Raw genomic sequence first — 24,882 nt, forward strand, 5'->3', positions numbered from 1 at the left:
GTTGTTTGGTCATCAGACACCTCTATCTGGCGATATTCTCGCCTAAATGAGTGTCCGGAATCATTAGACCACTACAGTGCAATGGCGATTAGACGGGCGTCGATCGCGTGACCTGCTGCCATGTCAGAGATCGGTGACCATGGTCCCAAGCCTGAGGACGAGATTAGTCTAACTGACAAAAGACAGGGAAAATGAGCATCTTTAGGCGGCGGTCCCCCCTGTGTTAGGTCCCCCAATAAAGTATCCTACGAGTATTGATAAAGCCTGCCACGAGGCTTGGGGTAAGTAGGATGAAGGTTTTGTTTGACACCCGCAGGATCCAGAAGCTAGGGCGCGTTTCGCTTAGCGAGCAATTGCTGAGGAATGCCGGTTTACACGAAGGCGACCAAGTAGATATTTACTTTGATGCCGCCACGAAACGCATCATTATCGAGCCAGCAGCTCAGAGCAACGACCAAGCTGCTTCGGAGAAATTGGCCCCAGGGAGGAAAGGTTGATGTCGAGCATTCAACGACGAGATGAGCGCTTCTCGGGACATGAGTCCTTCGTTTGCCGTTACGGATGGCTGCCAAAGCTACACCAAGCAATTATCAGCAACCCCCTTGCGCTGAAGGATGAAGCTCAGGCGACGATTACGCTGGGCATTGGCCGCAACATGGTCAAGTCGATTCAATTTTGGGGTGAGGCTTTCGGGATAGTCGATGGCCGCGATTCTTCTGGCCTGCAATCCGGTCCGATTGGAAGCTTGCTGCTTTCGAAAGATGGTTGGGACCCTTTCCTCGAACAGCCTGAGTCGCTTTGGCTGCTTCACTGGTGGATTTCATCTCACGCGGAGATTGCAGTTTGGAATTTGGTCTTCGGGAGCGCAACGTATTCCCGTTTTGATCGAAAGACACTCATCGCGGGTCTCGAGAATCAGGCATCCGCTAGTAACAAAAAGCTGGCGGTCTCCACCCTTGAGCAGCATTCAAGCATTTTCCTGCATTCGTACAAGCGGGAAGAGTCTGCAGGTGATGATACCTCGTGGTGTCCACTGCAAGATTTGGGACTTTTTGAAGAGGTCACTGCCGACGACGGCAGAACTGTTTACCTAGTAGGTAGAAATGCTCCCTTAGGTCTATCTCCAAGAGTTTTCCTTTTTTCCTTGATTGATTACTTCGAACGTCAAAATACCAACTCTCTCAGTCTCACCAAGATTGTTCATGGTGAATTCAGTCCCGGTAGCGTTTTCAGGTTGGATAACTTTCAAGTGAGTAGCTTGATAGAAGGTGTAGAAAATGAGTTTGGTGGCGTTGTGCGATTTATTGATACCGCTGATACCCAGCAAATTATTCTGGATACAACTTTAGCGCCCGCTTGGGCTGATTGCTTGCTGGGTGTGGGAGAAGAATCGAATGTCTGACCGACTGATAGATCACCTTGAGCTGGACTCCAAATTCCTGCGCTCCATTTCGCTGACTAGGGATTTGCGGTCACAAGATTCGCTCGATAGTTATCTGATCACTCCTGCTGTCTTGGCAGTGCTTCGCCAGATTGGCGGCGCGTTGAAGTCGGGTAGCGCACAACGCGCCTGGAAACTCATTGGGCCCTACGGCAGTGGTAAGTCGGCGCTAGGGTTGCTGCTCGCCCGTTTGTTAGAAGGGCAAAAGAGCTCTCATGCAATTTACAAACAGCTCATTGAGGCCTCTACAGAAGTCGCTGAGCTTTTCCCACAAGGGCAAAATCGCTTTGCACTGGCAATAAGCGGTTCGCGCGTATCGTTGGGTGACGCGTTAGCACAGTCTATTCTCGAAGCGCTTGAGCACCTGCCAAAAAGCAAGCTGGCTACTGAGCTTAAGCGCCAGTTGGATACGAAAGCTCAGACCTATCGTGACGTACCCCTTAACGCAGCGACGAGTAGATTGCTGAATGACTTTGTTCTAATCACCAAAGGTGCTGGATGTTCCGGTGTCCTATTGCTGATTGACGAGCTTGGCAAATTCATCGAGTACGCAGCTCTAAATCCGGAAGCCGGCGATTTGATGTCTCTGCAGCAAATCGCTGAGGTCGCATCTCATCCTACGGACGATGGTCTACTAGTCATATCAATGCTGCACCAGCACTTTGATGCTTATGCCACAGGTGTAGGTCGGACGCTTTCCGATGAGTGGCATAAGGTCTCAGCACGCTTCGATGAAGTGCCTTTTGATGAGCCGGTCGAACGGTATGCGCATTTCGCTCTTCATGCCCTAGGCGCGGATGGAACCATTACTGAGTCGGTTGCCCTGAAAAAAGATGCCCGGAGCATCTACAAGCAAGCAATTGATTTCAACTTTTTCCGCGGAACTGGTGAGAGTGAGCTGTTCGCTCAGGCAGAGCGCCTGTACCCATTGCACCCAGCAGCTCTGGCTTGCTTAGCGGTCATATCTAAGCGATTTGGTCAGAGCGAGCGTTCATTTCATGCATTCATGCGTGGATATGAGTCCGGAGCACTGAGAGACTTCGCGGAGCATAATATTGTCGACCATTCTTCTTGGTATGGAATGAGCGAGCTTTTTGACTACCTCACGACAGGGGTAGGGCTTCGCTTCCGTGATCTTGAAGCTGAACGACGCTGGGATTTCGCTCGCTCTGTCGTAGAGCGTAATGACGCGGAGATGACGGCTTTACAGCTTGAATTACTCAAGTCGATTGCCGTCATCGAGCTGGTCGCTCAAGTCCTCCATGTGGTGTTGACCGTTGAGCTCCTTAGATTTGCTATGGGGGAAGACCTTGGAGCTATCTCTGAAGCTTTGAGTGAGCTAACTGCCAAAAGAATCCTAGTACATCGTCCTGCGAGTCATGATTATGGTTTTGCCGTCAGTCACGCTATCAACGTCGAGGCTTTATACGAGGAAACGATGCAGCGCTCGGCTGATGAACTGATGTTCAATGGCGTTTCACAAGCCCTATCTGAAAGAAGCGTTATTGCAAGTCGTCACTATCAGCAGACAGGAACAATCCGCTCGGTAAGAGTGACTGCAGGCACGTCGGATAGAATTGCGCAGTCCATCGGTAATCATGGTCGCCATGATGGCAGCGTGGGGCTGATATTTGCAGACGCCGAATCGTCTGCTTTAGTCGGTGCTGCTGAAGAGGTAGCTCGCTCTACTGACGACGTTTTATCGCTTACCGCAATTGTCAAAGTCGGTCCGGATGAGCGTAATGCTCTCATTGAATACTCCCGCTGGTTGATGGTTCATGACCAGGTCAAGCTTAGTCATTTGGATCCCTGGACTGAGCGCTATGTCGAGTCGAGGTTCAGCACGGCACGTGAGCGTGTTAGCCGACTGGTCTTGGCATTGCTGAACCGGCAAGCAAAAGGGTCGTCCGATATGCAGTATTGGCATAAAGGAAAGGTGATCGCCGATAGCGGAGCAATGAACCTTAGTCAAGCCGCCTCTTGGCTGTTCGATAAGGTTTACGAGGCGGCTCCGGCGATCAATAACGAATTGATCAACAAAGAGAAGCCCTCATCTGCAATCAATGCAGCTCGGCAGCGTCTATTTGACCTGCTGGATAAAAAGGCTGATTCAGAGCTGCTAGGTATCGTCGACTTCCCACCCGAACGATTGCTCTACAGCTCTCTGCTTCAATCCACTGGACTGCATCGTAAAGGGGCTGGCGGCCGTTGGTTGTTAACGGCACCGGACGGTAATTCTCCTGCCGGCATACGTAAAGTTTGGGCTGAGCTTGATAAGCAACTGATGATTGACGGGCAGGTCACTTTTGCTGAGGTCATTTCAAGTCTGGCACTACCGCCGCTAGGGGTCCGAAATGGGCCGGCCAGCGTGTGGTTCATGGTTTACCTTCTTGTTAACAAGGAGTCGTGCGCGATTTTCGAACGAGGAAGTCTGATACTGGAGTTGACCTCCGATCATCAGCAACGGATGTTCAGGAGCCCTCACACCTTTAGCTTCCGCCGCTTCGACATTGCAGCAGAGCGCAAAGATCTGATCAAAGATTATGCAAAGGCATTTGGAGCGGTAGGTGTGCAGTTGGGGTTGAACGCATCTTACCTGGATGCTGCGCGGGAGCTGATCCGCTGGTACGGGCGTCTCCCGCAATATTCGCAAGAGACACTGCGACTTACAAACCAAACCAAAGCCCTTCGCGACGTAATCAAAAGAGCAACCGACCCGGTTTCGTTGCTCGCCATTGATATGCCGCGCGTGTTGATGGCTGGGAAGGGGAAGGACGCTAGTAGCTTCCCCGATCTGCTGGCTAAAAGCCTCACTGAGCTTGGTATGGCATACCGACGGTTGCAGGACGAGGTTAGCTTTTCCATGGCTCAGGCTTTTGAGATCACAGGCCCTCTGAAGGCCCTTCGATCGCAGCTCCAGGAAGAGTGCGCCGATACCGCGCAGTCTCTTGCCGAGGTAGATCTTAAAGCCTTCATCATGCGCTGTTCGGACATCACCCTGACTGACGACAAGTGGATGGATTCCATTGCGAGTGTTGTAGTTCATAGACCCTTAGATATCTGGAAAGACAGTGACGCTCCGATATTTGCGGAGTCCGTCCTTGAGCTATGCGGGCGCTACAAGCGCTGGCTTAGGGTCGCTATGCGTAAAGGCGAGTTTGAGCGTCAAGCGCAACGCTTCGTCGGGGTGACTTTGACTCTCCCCAGTGGCGAAGAGGCAGCGATGCTATTGACCTCTGATCATGAGACCAAGATCATGGCCAATAGCCTGCTAGAGACCCTCACTAAGCAAGTGGGCGGCAATTTGAATTTGGCCGCGTCAGCCCTTGCTCAAGCGTTGCTGCAATTGCAGCAGGGCTCCACCGAACACGATGAGAATGAGCTAAGCGATGAGCAACGAACCGCGGGTTAGACACATCCTTAGCCTTTCAGGGGGCAAGGACAGCGCAGCGTTAGCGATTTACATGCGAGATCGTGTGCCCGAAATGGAGTACATCTTCAGCGATACCGGTAAAGAGCTGCCCGAGACTTATGACTATTTGCAGCGCCTGGAAAATTACCTCGGGAAGCCGTTGCATCGTTTGAATGCTGATCTCGGTTTCGACCACTGGTATGACATGTATGGAGGGATGATTCCCTCCAATCATCGTCGTTGGTGCACGAAAATGCTCAAGCTTAAGCCTTTTGAGGACTTTTGCGGTGACCAGCCGATAATCAATTATGTTGGGCTCCGTGCGGATGAAAATCGCACGGGGTACATCAGCCATAAGACAAATATCGAAGCTGTGTACCCGTTCCAGGAGGACGGGCTAATCCTGCGCGATATTGAAGAGATTCTTCGAGTATCTGGGGTCGGGATGCCACCCTACACAAAATGGGGAAGAACCCGCTCTGGATGCTACTTCTGCTTCTATCAGCAAAAAATTGAGTGGGTGAAGTTAAAAGAAACACACCCCGATTTGTACGAAAAGGCTAAAGAGTATGAAGTGCCCTTTGAAAAAACGGGCAACTTCTTCACTTGGAGTCAAGGTGAAAGTCTTGCGGAGCTTGAACAACCGGAGCGTATGGCTCAGATTAAGCGTGACCATGCATTAAGGGTCGAGCGAATGGCTCAAAGAAAGGATAACTCCACGCTGATTGCCGTGTTCTCAGAGCTTGATTCAACAGAAACGCCAGACGATGACGACGATCAAGGTTGTTTGGTATGTCAGTTGTAGTGGACTGCATAAGTTAAGATTAGATTTTCCAGGAGGGAAATTCTTGGCCATATCATTTAAAGCACGAGTACTACTTGAGCTGGGTGCTGAGTTAATAAGTTCCGACTCGGTCGCGCTGTATGAGTTGATAAAGAATGGAATTGATGCAGGCTCCAAGAAGATTTCTATTGATATTTCGATGGTGCTACAACCTTCGGCATATCGCGCATTAAGGCAAAGATGGGGGAATTTAAAGAAACCTTGGAATGTTGAAGAGTTTAGATCCGATGTCGTTGATGCTCTGGAACCAACCGCATCAGTCGGGTTGCACTCAGAGTTTTTGGATTATATTTCCGGATTTGACAAAAGAGCTGAGGCTCTTGATAGACTATACGATTCATTTTTCAAATTTAATTTCATAAAAGTTCGTGATTCTGGACACGGAATGGATGACAGTGACCTGACGAGCTGCTATCTAACTATTGGGACTCCGACTAGGTTCCTTCAAAAAGAAAAGATGCTGGGAAGCGCTGGGAAGGTACCGCTTGGAGAGAAAGGAATTGGCCGATTAGCTGCAATGCGAATTGGCCATTTCGTAAGAGTAAAGACAAGCCATGAGAAAAAGCAGTTAGGCTCAATTTTTGAACTAGAACTTGATTGGCGACCAGTTTTTGCGGATCCTAATCTGGATGCCGATGCTCTTGACTTCGAACCACGAAAAGTCAAAGATGATCCTAGCGTATCTCCAGGAACTGAAATTCTTATTAAAGATATTCAATCTGATTGGAGTGAAGAAAAGCTAAGAGAAATGGCAAATGTTGATTTAGCCAAGCTTGCTGATCCATTTAAATCTGGTTATGCAAATCAGTTCATTAAAATTAGTTATCAAGGTCAGAGTTTGTCTTTGATAGACGGTTTCAAAACCTCTAGTCTCAAGTATTCTGATGCATCATGCATTATTAGCTTCCGTAGCGGGAGCATCGAATCTGATGGCACGGTTGAAGGTAATAATAAGTTAGCTCGCCTTCGTGTAGAGACTTTTTATTCTCTGCACGATAAGGCAGAGGTATTAACATATAGCGGTGCTCATTTAGCTGATCTCGTTAGTCAACAGCCGAGCAGGCGCTCTAGGCCTAAAGCTACCGACAAACTTGCAAAATCAGATGAGCTAATTGCCGCGTTAGATACTTTAGGAGATTTCGAGGCTAAATTTTGGTGGTTCAACCGGGGCCGCTTGCAAAAAACTGAAAAAGATCTTTGGAGGGGAGGGCTTCAGGATTTTGTTCGAGCTTGGAGCGGCGGGCTTCTTGTCTATAGAGATGGCTTTCGTGTGTACCCATATGGGGCTGCAGCTGACGATTGGCTAGATCTGGATAGAAAAGCGTTGGCAAGTTCAGCGTATAAACTAAATCGGGCTCAAATTGTTGGATATTTACGCATAGATTCGGAGCATAACAGCCGACTTCAGGATCAGACAAATCGGGAGGGTTTCAGAGATTGTCCGGAAAAGGAAACTATTAAAAGATTATTACGTCATGCGATAGCATCTGATTGTAGGACCTTTCTCGAGCGCATCGAAAAAGAAAATAAGAAGGCTGACGAAGAAACGGTACGAGATATTGATGAACGAATTGCTGATGCGAGCGAATCGGCTGCATCTAACCTTCGAGCATTAAAATTACGTATCCCGGCTGAGTCAAACTCAATACAAGGGATTTTAGTCGAGCTGAATGAGGTGCAGGACGCTTGGGGGCGTGCAAAAGAGGCTCTTGCAGCTAAAGATTACGAAGTGGAGCAATACGCTCATCTTGCCGGAGTTGGCCTGATGGTTGAACTACTTGCACATGAATTAGCACGATCAACAGATACCGCTCTAGATATGCTTCAGGATAAAAAAACTTCCGGTGACCCTGTTAAACTTGAAGCACTGGAGGCGCTACTTAAGACGTTGAATAAACGTGTTCGTGTTATTGACGAATTGAGCATACCTGGCAGGCAACGCAAGGCTATTTTTGATATTCCTGAGCTTATCAAGCTGATAGTTGAATTTTACAGTGCAAAGTTTCAGAGACACGGGATTGAATTTGAAATTAGTGTAGGTTCGGGGAAGGGCTTTTCAAGGCGTGTGGAGAAAGGCCAGATTTTACAAATCTTCGATAACCTTATTAGTAACTCTGCGTATTGGCTAGCTCGAAGACTAGACAGAATGGAAGCGCCTAAAATTACAGTAAATGCTGAATCCACTACAGGAATTATTAGTTTTTTTGATAATGGCCCGGGAATTCCAGATACTATTGGCGAGAAAATTTTCACTCCGTTCTACACAACGAAACCTAAGGGTGGTCGGGGTCTAGGACTATATATTGCTCGCCGGCTCTCAAAAGAAAATGATATTGAGTTAGCACTTGCTCCATCAGATGGTGGTATGCATCGTGGCTTCATTATTAAATTTACAGGGAAGTAAGTAGAATGCAGCTTGATCGCGTAGTTCAAAGCATATCCAGTCCACTGGTGGTCGTCGACGATTCTCTAATGCCTCCAGATTTCAAGTCGCTAACAAGTAGTGCGCTTACGGCGCTTTTTTCCTTAGTTGAAGAAGATGGTGATAAGTTAGCGTTATTGGCAACCCTGCTCGGGCTTGAAAGCTCTGTTGAGCCTGGTGAAGCTGTTGAAGTCGCAGAAAACAAAGCAGCAGAGTTGTGGAAGTTTTTTGTTTTGGAGGAACACACCGAGCTGCTATCTCCACTCTTTGCGGATTTTGCGTCGGAGTATAATAATAAGAGATATCGTGTTGATAGTCTGATAAGAATTCTTACGGAACTTTTTGGTGTTGCTCCAGACACCTATCCTTCTTTAGAGGACGCGCGTAAGGCCCTTAGTTCGTGTGCCATAGCTTTTGTCGACTATTATGCCTCGGCTGAAATTGATAATGATACTGCCGCGAATAATCTTCACGTCGAATACAAAGATGCTTTGTGTTCCAAATTTAATTATGATGGTGCTGATTGGCCTAAAGTCGTATTTTTGATTTCGCACGCTCTTCCGTCTACATCAGGGCTCGCAGATTTTCGTCAACTAACGGGAATCAAAAGCGCTTTTTTTATTCCGCTAGATAAAAAATACATTGAGCCTCGATATATCCAGCGTTTGATCTGGGGTTGTATTGACCAATATCCTGTGTCTGTACAACTCAGTCGCTATCTAGACACAGTGCATAATGCGATTAACTTCGCTAGTAAAACAATCTCTAATGAGATCGAGAGGTTGGAATTGCATGACCTCGTAGCTTTAAAGTCATTGCGGTTGGATGCTGAGAGTGAATCAGTTCAGTCTTATCTAACGTGGTTGGTTGCTGAGGCCCTTGCCGCTAAGGTGCGTTCTGCTCCTGAGTTAAAGGCATCTCTAATTCCTAACCAGAACTCATACATCCCTATTGACGGAAAACTACTTCCTCAAAGCGTTCTTTTTGAGCTTTATTCGGAAATAGCCGCTGCTCCTATTGCGGACGATGCTAGCGATAGTCTAGTAATGGGAGATGTATTTGAACTCGTTTCAGAAGCGAATAAGAGCCGTGAGTTAAGATTGGTCATTGCCCCGGCGTGTGATCTCATGCGCTGCTCTTTGGATTATGATGTGGTCTGTGTCGGTGGTACGTTATTGGACACCAGTTCTGAGCTCTCAGAGCTTCTCGGAAAGTCCTACTCGTTTGGCAAAGGTCAGTTAGTTTTGAAGCACATCGTCGATGGTCAAGTTGTGTACAGCAAACTTTCTTGGGATAAGAAAAAGCTGTGTACCATTAAGCGTCGAGACTTTAACATTAAAACTTCGTATGTTCGTTTGGCCAGGTTGTCTGAGGTGTTTGCAAGTGAGGTTAAGGAGTTGGCGCTTTCGCACTTAGCACGAGTTGGAACGCCAATAGATCCCTCCTTTTCTGTCGCACTGAAAGCATTGGTTCGCTGTAAAATTAAACTTTCTAAGGACGTAGTTGTAGAGTTTTTATATGATTTAAGTGATAAGGATTTTGTTTCTGCAATATTATCCATGGGGCGGGAAGCTAGCACGGGTGATGAAGACACAGAAGCGGCTCCTTTACAAGAAACTATTCTCTTCTCCGCCCAGTTTCATTCATGGATTTTAGATATTTTACAGGAGGAGGGAGAAAAACTACCAGTGGGAGCTGATCGTGGAAAATTTGACAAAATTTTAAATTTCTTTGGTGACCCAAAAAACTTAAAAGTTATCAGTGGTAAGAATCTTGAATCCGGAGCTATCAAGATAAAATATTTGGTGTCAGACATATCTATTCCTGATGTCTGCTCAGGGTTTGAGGTTTGGCTCACTCCATATACATCTGCGTAACTCTGCTTATTATTGAATTTGAGTTTGATGGTATGCGCCCGGCCACGCCTCTATCCAGCCCTGAAAAAGCTAAGACCTGGTGCGCGTTTATTAAATTTAATTATGTACCGGTTATAACCTTTTAAGATCTTTGCTGGAAAGCTTTTGAAGCTAGGACGCAAATGATCGAGACCCATAACCAGGGCTGCTTGGTCACCGCAGAATACTCCTTTGCTCGTACGGCTGTGGGGTGTTGGCGCTCACGCCGAAGTGACCCAGTGGCCTATGCCAGCCTGACCTTGCACTAATCAGTAAACATCCAGTGCTGATAATGGTTCACAAGGTAGGAGCTGACAGGATCGATTAACCAAGGCAGCGGGGCGTATTGATTTTAAGCTATCCGAGATAAAGTACTACAATTGTTGGCAAATGAGCCTGCAACAGACAATTTCTTGAAGGACCAAACGCGTGAAAAAGAAAGCCAATGACCCCGTAAAGCATCACTATGTACCTGTGTACTATCAAAAGGCTTTTTTACCCTCCAAAGACGCGGATTTACCTCACTATAAAAAAGAATTCGAAGAGCTAAAGTCAAAATCGCCAACTGCGATTATGTATGAAACTAACTTGCATACGGTCCGTATGCGAGGAAAATCTACAGTGATGCTTGAACACTTTTATCGAGACATTGAAGGCTGCTTCGCACTTTATTCAGAATTAATACGCAAACACATTACAACCCCAGGTTTTTTTCAAGAGCTAAAAAAAGATGAGAATTTCTTAAGTTTTATACATTTGATAATTTCTTTCCAATTTTGGCGTACCCCATGCAACCTTGAGCTTGCTCGTCAAAACATACCATACTTGCTGCAGAAATATGATAGTTCAACTCCGCGGGTACAGGAATTGATGCAGTATGATCGTCGTGGAGTCAAATTTATTCAGCGTACTGCCAGCAAGTCAGACTCATTGAAAATTGCGCAATTCTTGATGTTGCCACTGCTGACATTTGACTTTACGTCCAAGCTAGAAAATTTGCGGTTTTTTAAAACGAAACCAGGATTAAGCGTGTTAAGTTCTGACCGTCCAGTGCTCTTTTCGTCACATCAAAAACTTTTCAGTTTTGAAGAGTTCGCTTTCCCACTAGCAAAGGATCTATTTGTAGTCGCGACAGCACGAAAAGCCAAGACGGTGGATGTGGGAAAACTTAATCGAATGATCTTTGATCGTGCACGAAATTTTGTTATTTCTGATGACGCAAATTTACTTGACAGATTAAGCAAGAGCGCACAGCGAGGCAGATTTATCGATTGCGTGGTATCTGATTGTGTATCGAAGTTTGAGGAAAGTGTTCCAGCTGAGACGGATTTAGTGTCAAACATTAGCCATGTAGATCCAGCAGTTTAAGGGCATATTTTTGGGGCCGAAATCGAATTTAGCCATTTGCCGGGATATTGCTGACCCGGTCCTATGCCTAGAAAAATACTGCCTCCACTGGAATTTACCGATATGGAGGTGGATTAGAGCTTGGGGTCAATACGTGAGTCAATCCGGTTTTGGAATTTATAGTCCGGACCCTAGGTTGGCTATTTTAAGAAGTGGGGCTGACCCAGTTTGGAGTATCTTTGTGATCATCCTCGGCCCGTGATGGCGGTGGTAATTGAAGAGGTGCAACCAGTCTGTTGCTCTGCTTGTTGGCGATGAATCTCGCCACCTTTTCACGTACCGTGCTGATAGAGACGTCTGCAGGCACGCCGTTGGCCTGAAGGAAGCGCTAGATCGCTTTTACGAAGGACTGTACTGCTCTTTGCTGTCGATCATGATTAACTCCGATATCAAATCTCTCCCAGATATCGAGTTAGATCTATAGTAAGGTCTGAGCAAATTGCCCTAGGCTGCTAAGCGGCTGAAGGAGATTCGGTGGGATGGACCCAAGCTCACCTTTAGGTCTTCGAGCTGCTTAACCTATGGCGCTAGGTTAGGCAGATCCAGAGACGAATCAAGCGGAGTAAACTTGATTTGAGGCAGAGACTGCTCTCACGCATACTCGCTAAAACAGCCAGCCTTCGCCAACTCATCTCATCATGGAAGCATGCATGCCAGCACTTCGAGGAAAAAACCTTCGTTCCGGGGACGTAACCGAGCAATTGGGTACTTTGTTATTGCAAAGCCTTGCGTTGGTAGCGCCTGTGCCCCGAACAGAGGACGTCGGCGTCGACGTGGTTGCCACGTTGCTTGAAGATTTTGACCGCACGCTTTTTAAGGCAACGAACAGCTTCTACGTCCAGATCAAATCCAGCTCTGTGAAGTTCATCGAGTACGAAGATGAAGAGGTGGAATGGCTTTTTGCTCTGGAGCTGCCCTTTTTCATTGCAAGCGTGAATAAGCGTAAACTGCAAATCGAACTCTACTGCTGTCATGCCTTGCACGAAGCTTACGTGGTTAACCCAGCCCGTAAAAGGCTGCGCATTGAGTTCGGTTCCGGATCAATGCTCGATGAGTTCATGCCTGCAGACAGTGTTGTGAATGTCGGGCCCCCTGTTTTTTCTTGGTCCATGATTGATTTAGATCAGGCAGATCTGAGAGCCCGTTTCTGCGCCGTTTGTAAGGCACACATTGCGGTAATGAAGCTGTCATTTGAGTTTCGCCGCGTGGGGCGGGTGGAGACGTTGGTTTGGAAGACTGGTGACCTACCGGAAATCGTAGGATTTAAATCATTAGATCCAGTTTCACGCGAAAAGATTGGCGATCTGAGTGATCTCGCGGTGCCATATCTTGTCCCTTTTTTAGACATTTGCGTCCGGCATGGCGATGACTACTGGCTGGACCAGATCTTGCTTCTGACTCAAGAACGACGACTGCTGCTGCACATGTATCGAGCCCAGATGAGCCCGCAGGGTACGCCTTTACCGATCCCGGAGGAGTTCCGGTTCATTCTTGAGCGCAGAGCTCGCGATGAAATGATTGCCGAGCGCACGCTCGAACAACACAAGGCTTCTTTTGGCGCAGATGATTGAAGAAGTGGCCTGGATCTCGCCTGCCTTGGCGCCTAAGGAACTGATGGCGTTGGAGTGTCGAATCAGGAGCTATAAACCTGGCCAGCAGCGACGTCAGCTATTTTAGGCGGGCTGGCGTGAGGCATTCTGGGCCATCATAGCGTCATTGTTCTCGCGCTCGGCGCATTTGTTTTTTTTAAATTTTTTTAATCAATAGGTTGCATGTTATCGACAGACTTTATTTAGTAGGTCGGGCTTCAAAATCTCAAAAAATGGCGCTGCGACAGACTTTATTTCTAATTAGCCCACTGACTAGCCCTTGGAATTGCTGAGCTCGATCCGACAGACTTTATTCCGTAGGATCATGTGGTTTCAGATCATTAAACCTGTCGCAGGAGCCGGTGATATCTCACATGACGGCTCTTGCTAAGCCTTTAGCCGTGGCCTGAGCGATCTGGGCATCAAGCATCTGCGCAACAAATTTCTGTTGGCTCTTCGGTAGCCGGTCAATGGCTTCCAGTTGTTATTGTCATTTGAGAGCAGGGCTGCGCTACCGATTGGAGTACCCAGGTTGCACCAAGGCCCGTCAGCTCCCGACCGGAGCATTACGAGGCACACAAGCTACTTTTTTCAGGAGGTTAAAACGCCTGAATTGCGGGCGCTGGTCGATGCGATAAAGAAAGTCGCTCTTGCAGCAGTCCGGGTGTCTGGATCGACGAGAAGAGCTTTCGTGCCAATCTCTACGTAAGTGATGCAACTCAAATCCGCTACCTCAAGAAAGCCGCCGAGCATGGGTGTGACAGAGCGATTGACAGGCTGTAGCCAGAGCAACTGGCTGGATAACTGCCGAGATCTGTCCGCTGGCACTACGGCACGGCCTCTTCTCTCACCCCCGCCTCATCATAAAAATAAAAAACAGCCCGCCCAATAACGCCGTCGATATCCCGATGGGCAGATCCTCGGGTGCAATCAACGTGCGCGACACCACGTCGACCCACACCATCAGCAACGCGCCCAACAACGTCGCAATGGGCAGCAACCGTCGGTGTTCCGAGCCCACGAGGCGTCTGGCGATGTGCGGCACCATCAGGCCGACGAAGCCGATGGAGCCACACAGGGCGACGAGTACGCCGGTCATGAGCGAGGCGATCAGGAATACCAGCAGGCGGACGTTGCGCACTTGCAGGCCCAGGCTGACGGCGGTCTGATCGCCTGCCATCAAGGCATTCAGCGCGCGGCCGAGTCCCTGCAGCAATATCCAGCCTGCCAGCACGGTCACCAGGGGAACCGTCAGCAGTTCCCAGCGAGCCAGGCCAAGACCGCCCAGCATCCAGAACAGCACGGAAGAGCTGGCGCGGTGATCGCCCAGAAACAACAGCAGGTTGGCTATGGCCATCATGACGAATGATACGGCGACGCCGCTTAACAGAAGGCGCTGGCTGTCGAGGCGGCCGTTGCGGCTGGACAGCCACAGCACCAGGATCAGGCTGGCGAGCGAGCCTGCGAACGCGGCGAGGGGCAAGGTCAGCATGCCGAGGATTTCACCGACGTGCATGACCACCATCACGGCACCGAGTGTGGCGCCTGAGGTGGCTCCCAGCAGATGGGGATCGGCCAGCGGGTTGCGGGTGACGGCTTGCAGTACGCAGCCGATGAGCGCCAGGCCTGCGCCTGCCAGAGCGCCCAGCAACACACGCGGCATGCGGATCAGCCAGACGATGGTTTCCTGTCCCGCCGTCCAGAGGTGATGCTCGTCACCGATGCCTGACAGTTTGAAGGTCAGGATGCCGATGACCTGCTCCAGCGGCACAGGCGCTGCGCCGAAGGTGACAGACACCAGGCACGAGAACAGCAGCACAATGGTCAAGGTGATCAGCAAACCTGTGTAGCGGCTCCGCCGTTCTGTCAGCCACTGCGACAGGGTCATCGCGCCACGTCGTGAAAGGCCGCCGCCAGAGTCTCGATGGCGGCGACGTTATCGATTCCCGGTGTGACGGCGACGTAGGGCAATACGACGTAGCGCCTGTTGCGAACCGCATCGACGGCTTGCAGGGCCGGGTTGTGCTCCAGGAATTGCTGCTTTTGTGCGGCGCTGACTTCGCCGTAGTCGACGATCACGATGATCTCGGGATTGCTCTGCACCACTGACTCCCAATTCACGTGGGTCCAGCTGGCCGCGAGATCCCCCATGACATTGCGCCCGCCCGCTGCGCTGATCAGCGCTTGCGGGATTGCCAGACGCCCGGCGGTCATGGGCCGGTCTTCGCCGCTGTCGTACAGAAAGACACGCGGAGGCACCTGTCCCGCCAGTTGCTCGTGGACCCGACTCACCCGGTTCTGCATGTCAGTCACCAGGGTTTGTGCCCGGTCCTGCACATTGAATATACGGCCCAGATTGAGCAAGTCGTTGTACACGTCATCCAGCGTCGCTTCAGCGCGAGGCATGATCTGAGCACAGGATTCGGTCAGCTCGTAGGTCTGAATGCCCAGTGTTGCCAGGCTCTGCGGCGTCACGTCGCCGCCGACCCGCATACCGTAATTCCAGCCTGCGAAGTAGAAATCGGCGTTGGCGTTGAGCAGGTTTTCCACCGACGGGTATTTGCTCGCCAGTTCGGGCAGCTTGCTCAGGTCGTGCAGCAACGCGGGGTCGGGTTTATTCCATCCGGTGATGCCGCTGTAGCCCACCATGTGAGATTGCAGGCTCAGCGCCACCATCATTTTGGTGAGGTTGATGTCGTTGCTGACCGCGCGTTGCGGCGCAGCGTCGAATGTTACCGAGCGGTCGCAGCTCTGCACGGTAACCGGGTAGGTCGTGCTCTGGGCGTGCACCAGCGGGATGATCAGTAGTGTGGACAGGGTCAGCCACGTGAACAACGGCTTCATTTCAGGGAATCCAGGTGATGCGTGGGTAATCACGCAGAGGATGACAATCGACCAACGCCTTGGCGCCGAACACGCTGAGCAGCAGGTCCGGGGTCAGTACGTCCCAAGGGGTACCCTGGGCAACCAGTCGGCCGTGGTGCACCACATACAACCGGTCGCAGAACGCCGCCGCCAGGTTCAAGTCGTGAATGCTGGCCAGCGTCGCCACGCCGAGGTGTCTGACCAGCCCCAGCAGTTCGAGCTGATGACGCGGATCGAGGTGGTTGGTGGGTTCGTCCAGCACCATCAATTGCGGTTGCTGAACCAGCGCACGCGCCAGCAGGCAACGCTGTTTTTCGCCGCCGGACAGGGTGTCGAAACGGTGCTGTTCATAGCCTTCCAGCCCGACGGCTTTCAGGGCGCGCTGCACGATGGCACGGTCTTCGGCACTGTCTGTTGCGAAAAATCCCTGATGAGGTGCGCGCCCCATCGCCGTGACATCCAGCAGTGTCAGGCCGAATGCGTCGGGAAATTCCTGCGCAACCACGGCGACATGCTGTGCGCACCAGCGCGGGCTGCGGCTCCAGATGTCATGGTCGGTCAGCGTGACGTTACCGCTGTGCGGGCGGCTGTAGCGGAACGCGCAGCGCAGCAGGCTGGTCTTGCCGCTTCCATTGGGACCGATCAGCCCCACGAATTCGCCTGCGGCGATCTGCAGGTCGATGCCCTTGAGGGCGAAATGTTCGTGGTCGCAGACAGACGCTTGTTCCGGGGCCCAAGCCAGGTTCTTCAGGGTGAGCATCAGAAGCTCAGGTCCGCGGTGACGTACAGGGAGCGCGGCTCTCCGAGGATCCATTGCTGGCCCTCGTTGTACTGACTGGCCGCGTACTGACGATCGAACAGATTGCGTATCTGCAGACCCAGCGTGGTATTGCGCAGTGCTTTCCACGACAGGCTGGCGTCGGCCACGGTGTAGGCGGGCAATTCTCGGGTGTTGGCGATATCTGCGTAACGGCTGTCGACATAGCGCAGCCCGCCGCCGATCTGCAGCACGCTGCTGAGCTGTTTGTCGAGCCAGAGGTTGGCCGTGCGTTTCGGCACATCGACCGGTGTATTGCCGTCACGCGACACGGCCACACCCGCAACGCTTTGGTCGAACTGATCGTAGCGAGCACGCACGAAGGCTGCGTTGGCGGTCAGCGCCCAGTCCTGCGGCAGTTGCAGCTTCAGGCTCGCCTCCAGTCCGTTGGAAGACTGCTGTCCGACCTGTTGGGTGAGGTCAGGATTGCCCGTATCGGCGGTGAGCAGTTTCTTCTTGATGATGTGGTAGGCGGCCAGCGTCCATTCCAGACGCTCATCCCACAGCGCCTGTTTGAAGCCGATTTCCGATTGCCGGGCGGTGGCCAGATCGAATTGTTGCTGGCCCGGATTGAGCGAAACCAGGCTGCCGACGCCATCGGTGCTGGTCGAGTATTGCGCGTAAGCCGAACTGTTCGGGGTCAGTGCATAGACCAGGCCGACTTTCCAGTTGTTGCCGATCAGGTCTTTTTCGGTGCGACTGTCGTCACGCAACGCATTGCGCTCGATGTTCACGTAGTCACGTCGCAAGCCTGTGATGATCGATAACTGATCGGTCAGCAGGGTGCGGTTTTCGCCGAAGACCGACAGTTGCCGCGTCGTACTCTTGAACAGCTCGGCGTAGGGCGAAGCGCTCTGAAAACCGCCAGGTGCGGGGTTCTCGATATCAATCGGATCGCCGGCCGGGTTCACGTCGTCATAAGGCGAGTTGTTGGTCAGCTTGAAGCGTATCCGGTTGACGTCCATGCCCAGCACGCTCCGACTCTCGAGGCCGGCCAGGCTGTGCTTGAAGGTGAAGGTCTGGCGATCGCCTGCCTGTTCCTGATTGTGTTTGATGCTGAAATAGCCACTGCGCGACAGTTGCTGTGTCGCGGCATCCCAGTTGTAGTTTTCAGCGTTCTGCCAGCGTCGGTGCGACGCCAGGTAATACAGCTCGTTGGATGACGTCACCTGATCGGAAATCTGCCAGTCGGTGGTCAGCCGCGTCCACTGATCGTCGTAGCGTTGTACGTCATTCCGGATGTTGTAGTTCTTGTCCCGCAGGCCTTCGTGATAGCGGCCGTTGATCATTGGCACGCCAAAATAATTCATCGGGCGCTGCTCGCCGCCGTCGTGGGCGAGGGTAAAGGACAAGGTGTCACTGGCCTGCCAGCGCAATGCCCCGCTGAAGAAGGTGCTGGCCGAATCTCCGCGATCCACCCAGCCGTTGCTGTTCAGCTGATTGATGTTCAGGCGATAGCTCAACCGATCGGACAACGAGCCGCCGCTGTCGAGTGCGGCCTGATGGCTGTCGTAAGAACCGTAGCCCAGGCGGAGATGGTTCTGGATCTCGCCTTCAAAGGGTTTCTTGGGAATGACATTGATCACAGCACCCGTTGCGCCTTCGCCGTAGAGCACCGAAGCCGGACCGCGCAGTACTTCGATGCGATCAATTGCCCATGTGTCGACAGGCATCGTGACGGTGCCCATGGCGCTGTACATGCGGCTGCCGTCATACAGCTGCATCACCGACCCCTGTCCGGTAAAACCTCGGGCAGACAACGCTGTGCCGCCATCGCCCGGTGTGCCGATAGCGGTAATGCCAGGGCTGCGTGCCACGGCTTGCTGCACATCGGCGTCGCCCCGGCTGCGCACCTCGTCGCCATCAAGAGAACTGGTGCTTGCCGGGGTCTGCAGGGCGGTCAGCTGAAGGCGTGACCCGGCACCGGTCACGGCATCCAGAGTGTCAGCCTCCTGTCCATTGGCGGTGGACCTGATCGTGGACGGAGCGAGTTCTACCTGTTCTGAAGCGTTGCTGTAAGCGGCGCTGCTACATGCCAACAGACATAGGCTGGCGGCTGCGGTTCTGAACCGTGAAAAGGAGCGGATCATGACGGGTGGGTCGCTCAGGAAAACTGCGTTTGAGGAAAATCGCTTGTGTTATAACATAACATTATGCGACCGTTCGTCCACGCTTTTTGATGCCCTGAACGCACGATGCCCGAACATGGGTTCGGGCATCGTGTGGTTATATCGGAGTTTTACAGAGTCCTTCGGGCTGTGGATAAGTCCGGTTCAGGCTCGACGCGTCACCAGCAGTTCCACCGCTGCAATGCGCTCGGCATCTTCATAACCATCTTCAAGCAGCTCCTCTCCGAACACATCCGGGTCCAGCTCGCGGTAGGTCCAGCTGAGTTCGGCATGATCAATGGCGTCTTTGACGGCTTCAAGAAACGGATCCCGCTCGCCGGTCATCGCGACACCGGTATAGAGCAGCAGCGAACCGCCTGGGGCGAGACGATCGATGGACTCACGCACGATGCGCACTGAAAGGTCCGCGCCCAGCGAATCTCCGCCATGGCGATAGGCACGCTTTTGAGTGTCTTTCATGTAGGGCGGGTTGGCCACGATCAGGTCGAAGCTGTCGGCAAGGCCGGTGAGGATATCGCTGTGGCTGCAGGTCAGATTCTCAACGCTCGCGATGGAAGCGTTGACCTGAGCGAAGTGCAGCGCTCTGGGGTTGATATCCACAGCGTGAACCTGCGCATCAGGACGTGCCTGTGCAATGAGCAGCGCGCCTGCGCCAGTACCACAACCAATGTCCACGGCACGCTTTATCGGGTGCGATGTGCGTTGCAGATGACCTTTGATCGATCGGGCAAAGCGATACGTATCTGGGCCGAAAAATACCGAATCTTCATCGTGTGTCGGGTAGGCGGAATGCACCAGCAACAAATCATCCAGGCTTGAAAACCTGACACGGCTTTTAAGGCCGTCCTCACTTCGCTGCAGAATCCCGGCTTCCAGAAGACCCTGAGCTTCCGACGCCGGCAGCATGGATTCGGGAATTATCCGGCTCCATCCGAACACATCGCGCAGCGAAAGGGCAGTGCGATTTTCAGGACGTTCATTGACGCGCTGGTGAGTGAGTGGCGTGGGTGTGATAAAGCGATAACCACCCGCTGCGAGTTTTTGAGCGAGGGTGGTCAGTGCCGTGCGGTCCGGCAAACTCAGGCTCATGCTTGAACTCCCGTCATGCGCTCGGCCATGTGCGAGACGAACAGACGTGTGGCGTACAGACCTGCTGCGCTCGAATGACGGGCAGGCGACAGGCTTTCGATCAGCACCGGCATCTTCTCGGTTGCCGCCACGGACTCCAGTTTCATATGAAGCTCGCGCACATCCGGGTCGGCATCGCTTGTCTGCGCAGGAACGGGTTGGCCGCTTCCCGGCAGGTTACGGAATCTTGAGCGAAACGCTTCGGGCAGGCGCTTGCCCGCGCTGGGCTGAGCGCTGCCGTCGGCCAGCCAGTCACCGGCAATCCAGTCGTGCACCAGTTGTTTTTCGTAGCCGTTGAACACGCCGAACATCGGCGCGCCGACACCCTCGAACAGTTGCCAGAAACGGCTATGGATCGGGTCTTCATGGCGCTTGATCCAGCCACGGTTTTCCAGAACGCTGAGGAACTCGGGAATCTGATCGGGGCTGGCGAGCCACTCGTTGACGGTCTTGCCATCCAGACGGCAGTAATCGGAATGCATGTGCTGGCCAAAGGTGCGTTTGCGCTCGAGCATGGCGATCACTTCCTGCTCCAGATCGAATGACTGGATGACGGCCGATGAACCGTTGCCCAACTCATTCAGCTTGTAGCCGCTGGCGACCCGACGATAGAACGCGTCCCGCTCCTGACCCACCGGCAACAGCGCCATGACGCTCTGCGCGGCCTTGCGGGCATGCCCGGTGCTGGCGTTGTCGATCGTGACATGCAAGGTGAAGTAATAAGGATCGATCCCCAACTCATTCAGCTCGAACGAGGTAATGAGCAAGTGCAACGGCAGTTGTTCATAGCCCAGGTTGTAGCCGATTACCTCAGGAAGAAAATCATCGCCCGACTGCCCCAATGCCAGCTGGATTGCGCCTTGCAGATAGGCTTCGTCCTGTAGCGGTACGTTGGTGTCGCAGTCCAGATCTGCCAGCAGCTTGCGGTACAGCGACACATGGTTCTGCGCCTGTTCACCGTCGCCCAGCTCTTCAAGATAGGTGCGAATCAGTCCGTGAAAACGGTAATCCGCCCAGTGCGGCAGAAGCCCGTAAAGCCAGGCGCCATCGACCAGTTTGGTGGGCGCGACCTGCTGGATGAAATACATCGCATGGGCTTTGCTCTTGAAGAAACGACGCGGCTGGCCTGCACGGCGCTGCTCCAGATAGGCCGCGTACTGCTCGGCGACCTGACCAACGTTCTGTTCGATCCAGTGTTCGAGGGCTTCTGGCTGTGGCGGCAGCTCACACATTTCCCGGTCCGCCATCGCAAGGCAGCGCTCAAGAAAAACGACTGCCTCGTGCCGCGACTCGTCGGTGTTTTCACCCATCAAGGATTGATAAACAGCTTTTGATTCTTCTTCCACTGCAGTGGGTTTGACGACAGTGTTGCCTGTCATCAGCTGAAGAGACGTCATAAAAATCGTACCTCGGCAGTTGAGAGTCACGAGAGAAGCAGTCGCACGAGACTTTCTGTTGTTCTATTGGAAAAAGAGTGCCGGGCCGTTTGGAAAATTCAGCGTATTTTGCGCAAGGCCGATGGGTGGCGTTTTGCTGTTCGAGGCGAATGGGTCAATTGCGTTGCCGATGGATCGCCTGTGCACAAAGACGTTATTCTCGCGACACGTTTGGAAATCTTGAATGGGCGTTCATGGACAAGCAGCCACATGATCCCGGGCATCTGATCTGGCATTCGAGTCAGGTCAGCCCCGCGGATCGCGAAGCACTCTTGAAACAGTCGCCCCAAACGCTTTGGCTGACGGGGCTCAGCGGCTCCGGGAAGTCGACCCTGGCATTTGCACTGGAGCGCACGTTGCTCGATCTGGGCAGGCTCGCCTATGCACTGGACGGCGACAATGTGCGGCAAGGGCTTTGTCGGGATCTGGGGTTTTCTCCCGCCGACAGATCGGAAAATATCAGGCGCATCGCTGAAGTCGCTCAGCTCATGAACGACGCTGGCCTGATTGTGATTGCCTCGTTCATTTCGCCTTACCGGGAAGATCGGGAAATGGCGCGTTCCATCATCGGCAGGCACCGCTTTGTGGAAGTGTTCGTCAGCACGCCTCTGGAGACGTGCGGGTCGAGAGATCCGAAAGGTCTTTATCGCAAGGCGAAAGCGGGGGAGTTGAAAGACTTTACCGGCATCAGCTCACCTTATGAGCAGCCTCTGGACGCTGACCTGTGTCTTGATACCAGTGAGCTGTCCGTCAGCGAATGCCTCGAACAGATCCTGCCAATAATAAGCAGAGCCACGCGTTAAGTGCCTGTCATGCGCCGATGAAATTCGGGGATATGCTCAAGCGCATATAACGCCGCCTGATGTTGGACCGACTCTCTGTCGCCTTGAAAGCGATGCCGTCGACTGACGATATGTTGTTGTCCATTTTCCACAAACCCCCAGGCGAAACAGATGGTTCCTGCCGGTATGCCGTCGACATCGTCCGGACCGCAGATGCCTGTGGTCGCGACGGCAACGTTTGCAGGGCTTTCATGCAGCGCACCCTGCGCCATCTCCCGGGCGACCTCGCAACTGGTCAGGTTGAACTGCTCGATGGTCTGCGGTTTGACGCCAAGCACGCGCTGTTTGGCCTCGGGGGAGTACACCACGTAGCCGCACTCGATCAGCGAGCCGCTGCCGGGGATCTGCGCCAACAGCGTGATGATCTCGCCTGCCGTGCAGGATTCGGCAGTGGCGAGTAACAGTTTTTCATCGCGTAAGTAGGCCACTACGTCTTCGACGATCTTCATGCTTGAACCTGCCGTCTTTGCTGTTGATTTCGGGACGCGCCGATGGCTGCCCAACCATTTTCCAGTCGACAGATCGGACGCTGTCTCGTTCCAAAAAACGCCATGAAGGCCGACCAATTGCTGATTGGAGAAGGGCGCACAGGCCGACGGTCAAAAAGGCGGAACGCCGATTTTCGAGAGGAGTCGTAAAAGTTGTGTCGTCATCGACGACGTATCTGGCCCATAAAAAAGGATGACCAAAAATGACCAACTACTTTCGTATGAGCGCTCTCGCCGTAATGCTGTCGCTGGGTTCGCAGGTGGCCTTGGCCGCCGATGACTCCGCAGACTTCGTGGACAATGCTGCTGCCAAAGGCATTGCAGAGATCGAAGCGGGCAAAATGGCCCAACAGAAAAGCGCGTCAGCGGATGTGAAAACATTCGCCGAGCACATGATAAAAGAGCACACCGATGCGAATGAGCAGTTGAAGAAAATTGCTCAGAATAAAAAGCTGGAAGTGGCGGACGACGCCATGCTGATGGACAAGGCGAAGGCGATGATTCTCGATTTGCGCGAAGAGTCGTTTGACCGGTCCTATGCGAACAATCAGGTCATGGCGCACGAGCAGACCATCAAACTGTTCAAGGAACAGGCGGCGGAAGGGACCGACCCTGATGTGAAAGCGTTTGCAGAAAAGACCCTGCCGACCTTGGAAAAGCATCTGACAGAAGCCAAAAAACTGGCCGCTGCTCACGGTGGTGACGCTGCCAAACAGTAACTGTTTGCAGTGATGCCGCATGACCGGGGCCTCTGTCGAGGGACTGCGTCATGCGGTTATTTGATACGTTTCCTGATCAGCCATTAATAAATGTTCTTGTGATTCAAAAAGAAACCGGCACAAGGCCGGTTATTTTTATTCGTCTGAACAAGCCTCGCCGTTAAACGAGGCCGTTCATCCAGATTGAAACGTCATCGACTGGGTAAGTTATTATCCAGCAGCGATGCAACACCAAATACTTTGGTGGCCATCACAACTTGAAAACCTCGACGGGCCAAGCGTGCCTGGGCATCAAAAGACTGAAGTCCTTTATCAAAGACGGCGTTGCCTGGCTCCGCCTTTGCAATGACACGTGTACGGTTCGTTTTCATGATGTTCATCCTTAATAATCAGTGAACCTGCTGCTATCAAAGCTCTTTACCCTGCACGAAACCCGAGCCCAGGTCCGCGCCGGTAATGGGGTTGGCCTCCGGGTCGGACATGGTCCGGGTTTTCATGGCTTCCAGAACCTGGGCGTCGTCGGCACTCAACGTCACTGAAGCGGAACCGTCGCCTCCATCGACTGCGGGTTGTGGCGATTCGACATACTCCCATTCGCCACCCTGATTCCAGGCGCCCCGCACGTTGGGTTCGCCGGACATGTTGAAGTACTTATTGGTGAACTCGGGCATACCGGGCAACTTGCCTTGTGGGAAGTTGGGCTGAATGGCATGCAGGGCTTTTTCGAAGGACAGCTGGTGAGCGATTTCGCGCGTCATCAAAAAGCCCAGCGCATCTTTTACGCCCGGATCATCCGTCACGTTCATCAGGCGCTCGTAGACAATCTTGGCCCGTGCCTCGGCGGCAATATTGGAGCGGAAGTCTGCCGTCGGCTCACCGATGGTATCAATATAAGCGGCGGTCCATGGCACGCCTGCGGAGTTGACCAGCGGCGCACCGGCGCCATACAGCAGGCTGGTGATGTGCGAGTCATTGCCAGCGCCGTTCAAGGACCGGTACAACTCGCCTTCCTCCTCGATACCTTCCGCCAGCTGGCCCTTGGCACCTTTGTTGAGCATCACAATAATGGAACCGACGATTTCCAGGTGGCTCAGCTCCTCTGTCGCGATGTCCATCAAGAGATCCTTGCGACCCGGATCGTCCTCACTCAGACCCTGAGTGAAGTAGCGGCCTGCTGCGGCAAGCTCGCCTTGAGCGCCGCCGAATTGTTCCAATAGAAGGTTGGCAAGCCCCGGATTCGGACGGGCTACACGTACGGTGTACTGAAGGCGCTTGTTATGTATAAACATATCATTTCCTCAGGCTGACTCTTTCGGTAAGCATGTGCCCCTGGATAGAACACGATGCGGTGCAGTCATTGGTTATGAAAGAGTGAGGGGCGGAACGTTGCTCGAAACTATTCAGTTATGGGATGAATGGTTGAAAATAACGAGTTCAATAGAATTTCG

Annotated in this window: 18 protein-coding genes; 9 read left to right on the top strand and 9 right to left on the bottom strand. The window is 52.4% G+C overall.

What is annotated here, in order from left to right; translation table 11 throughout:
• Positions 1-496: 496 nt before the first annotated feature.
• From JTJ32_RS24100 to JTJ32_RS24130, 7 genes are all read left to right on the top strand, one after another.
• Positions 497-1,402 (top strand): DUF4007 family protein, encoded by a 906-nt coding sequence (locus tag JTJ32_RS24100; protein WP_210043546.1) that lies wholly within the window; start codon positions 497-499, stop codon positions 1,400-1,402.
• Entirely contained in the window at positions 1,395-4,853 is a 3,459-nt protein-coding gene (locus tag JTJ32_RS24105) for a hypothetical protein (RefSeq protein WP_210043547.1), read from the top strand. The genes JTJ32_RS24100 and JTJ32_RS24105 overlap by 8 nt, the downstream gene beginning before the upstream one ends.
• Positions 4,831-5,658 (top strand): phosphoadenosine phosphosulfate reductase family protein, encoded by an 828-nt coding sequence (locus JTJ32_RS24110; RefSeq protein WP_210043548.1) that lies wholly within the window; start codon positions 4,831-4,833, stop codon positions 5,656-5,658. Before JTJ32_RS24105 ends, JTJ32_RS24110 begins: the two co-directional genes overlap by 23 nt.
• 43 nt (positions 5,659-5,701) lie before the next feature.
• Positions 5,702-8,101 (top strand): sensor histidine kinase, encoded by a 2,400-nt coding sequence (locus tag JTJ32_RS24115; protein ID WP_210043549.1) that lies wholly within the window; start codon positions 5,702-5,704, stop codon positions 8,099-8,101.
• A gap of 5 nt (positions 8,102-8,106) precedes the next feature.
• Positions 8,107-9,996, top strand: a complete 1,890-nt coding sequence (locus tag JTJ32_RS24120; protein WP_210043551.1) for a hypothetical protein — start codon at positions 8,107-8,109, stop codon at positions 9,994-9,996.
• Positions 9,997-10,443: 447 nt separating this feature from the next.
• Positions 10,444-11,382 (top strand): DUF4238 domain-containing protein, encoded by a 939-nt coding sequence (locus tag JTJ32_RS24125; RefSeq protein ID WP_210043552.1) that lies wholly within the window; start codon positions 10,444-10,446, stop codon positions 11,380-11,382.
• 689 nt (positions 11,383-12,071) lie between these two features.
• Complete coding sequence (locus JTJ32_RS24130; protein ID WP_210043553.1) at positions 12,072-12,992, top strand: hypothetical protein; 921 nt, start codon at positions 12,072-12,074, stop codon at positions 12,990-12,992.
• Positions 12,993-13,857: 865 nt separating this feature from the next.
• Here the strand turns inward: JTJ32_RS24130 and JTJ32_RS24135 are convergent.
• The 6 genes from JTJ32_RS24135 to JTJ32_RS24160 form a co-directional block, all read right to left on the bottom strand.
• Positions 13,858-14,898, bottom strand: a complete 1,041-nt coding sequence (locus JTJ32_RS24135) for a FecCD family ABC transporter permease (RefSeq protein ID WP_210043554.1) — start codon at positions 14,896-14,898, stop codon at positions 13,858-13,860.
• Positions 14,895-15,854 carry an ABC transporter substrate-binding protein gene (locus JTJ32_RS24140; RefSeq protein WP_210043555.1) on the bottom strand — a complete coding sequence of 320 codons (960 nt, stop codon included), beginning with the start codon at positions 15,852-15,854 and terminating at the stop codon, positions 14,895-14,897. The genes JTJ32_RS24135 and JTJ32_RS24140 overlap by 4 nt, the downstream gene beginning before the upstream one ends.
• Before the next feature lies 1 nt (position 15,855).
• Complete coding sequence (locus JTJ32_RS24145; protein ID WP_210043556.1) at positions 15,856-16,635, bottom strand: ABC transporter ATP-binding protein; 780 nt, start codon at positions 16,633-16,635, stop codon at positions 15,856-15,858.
• On the bottom strand, positions 16,635-18,782 hold the full coding sequence (locus tag JTJ32_RS24150) for a TonB-dependent receptor (protein WP_236059432.1): 2,148 nt from the start codon (positions 18,780-18,782) through the stop codon (positions 16,635-16,637). The genes JTJ32_RS24145 and JTJ32_RS24150 overlap by 1 nt, the downstream gene beginning before the upstream one ends.
• 183 nt (positions 18,783-18,965) lie before the next feature.
• The gene (locus JTJ32_RS24155; protein ID WP_210043557.1) at positions 18,966-19,910 is read right to left on the bottom strand and encodes a methyltransferase; all 945 of its coding nucleotides are present in this window, start codon (positions 19,908-19,910) and stop codon (positions 18,966-18,968) included.
• Positions 19,907-21,346, bottom strand: coding sequence for an iron-containing redox enzyme family protein (locus tag JTJ32_RS24160; protein WP_210043558.1), 1,440 nt, complete (start codon positions 21,344-21,346; stop codon positions 19,907-19,909). The genes JTJ32_RS24155 and JTJ32_RS24160 overlap by 4 nt, the downstream gene beginning before the upstream one ends.
• A gap of 233 nt (positions 21,347-21,579) precedes the next feature.
• Here JTJ32_RS24160 and cysC point away from each other — a divergent pair, with 233 nt between their 5' ends.
• Complete coding sequence (cysC, locus tag JTJ32_RS24165; protein ID WP_210043560.1) at positions 21,580-22,188, top strand: adenylyl-sulfate kinase; 609 nt, start codon at positions 21,580-21,582, stop codon at positions 22,186-22,188.
• Here cysC and JTJ32_RS24170 read toward each other — a convergent pair.
• Complete coding sequence (locus JTJ32_RS24170; RefSeq protein ID WP_210043561.1) at positions 22,185-22,676, bottom strand: CinA family protein; 492 nt, start codon at positions 22,674-22,676, stop codon at positions 22,185-22,187. The two genes, cysC and JTJ32_RS24170, sit on opposite strands and share 4 nt — an antisense overlap.
• 242 nt (positions 22,677-22,918) lie before the next feature.
• Here JTJ32_RS24170 and JTJ32_RS24175 point away from each other — a divergent pair, with 242 nt between their 5' ends.
• Positions 22,919-23,434, top strand: coding sequence for a DUF4142 domain-containing protein (locus JTJ32_RS24175; RefSeq protein WP_099231113.1), 516 nt, complete (start codon positions 22,919-22,921; stop codon positions 23,432-23,434).
• 191 nt (positions 23,435-23,625) lie between these two features.
• Here the strand turns inward: JTJ32_RS24175 and JTJ32_RS24180 are convergent, their stop codons facing one another.
• Together JTJ32_RS24180 and JTJ32_RS24185 are read right to left on the bottom strand one after the other, a co-directional pair.
• Positions 23,626-23,805 (bottom strand): hypothetical protein, encoded by a 180-nt coding sequence (locus JTJ32_RS24180; RefSeq protein WP_210043562.1) that lies wholly within the window; start codon positions 23,803-23,805, stop codon positions 23,626-23,628.
• 36 nt (positions 23,806-23,841) lie between these two features.
• A complete protein-coding gene (locus tag JTJ32_RS24185; protein ID WP_069142602.1) occupies positions 23,842-24,723 on the bottom strand; it encodes a manganese catalase family protein in 882 nt (293 codons plus the stop codon).
• Positions 24,724-24,882: the final 159 nt, after the last annotated feature.

The sequence above is a fragment of the Pseudomonas alliivorans genome, from assembly GCF_017826695.1.
GTDB lineage: Bacteria > Pseudomonadota > Gammaproteobacteria > Pseudomonadales > Pseudomonadaceae > Aquipseudomonas > Aquipseudomonas alliivorans.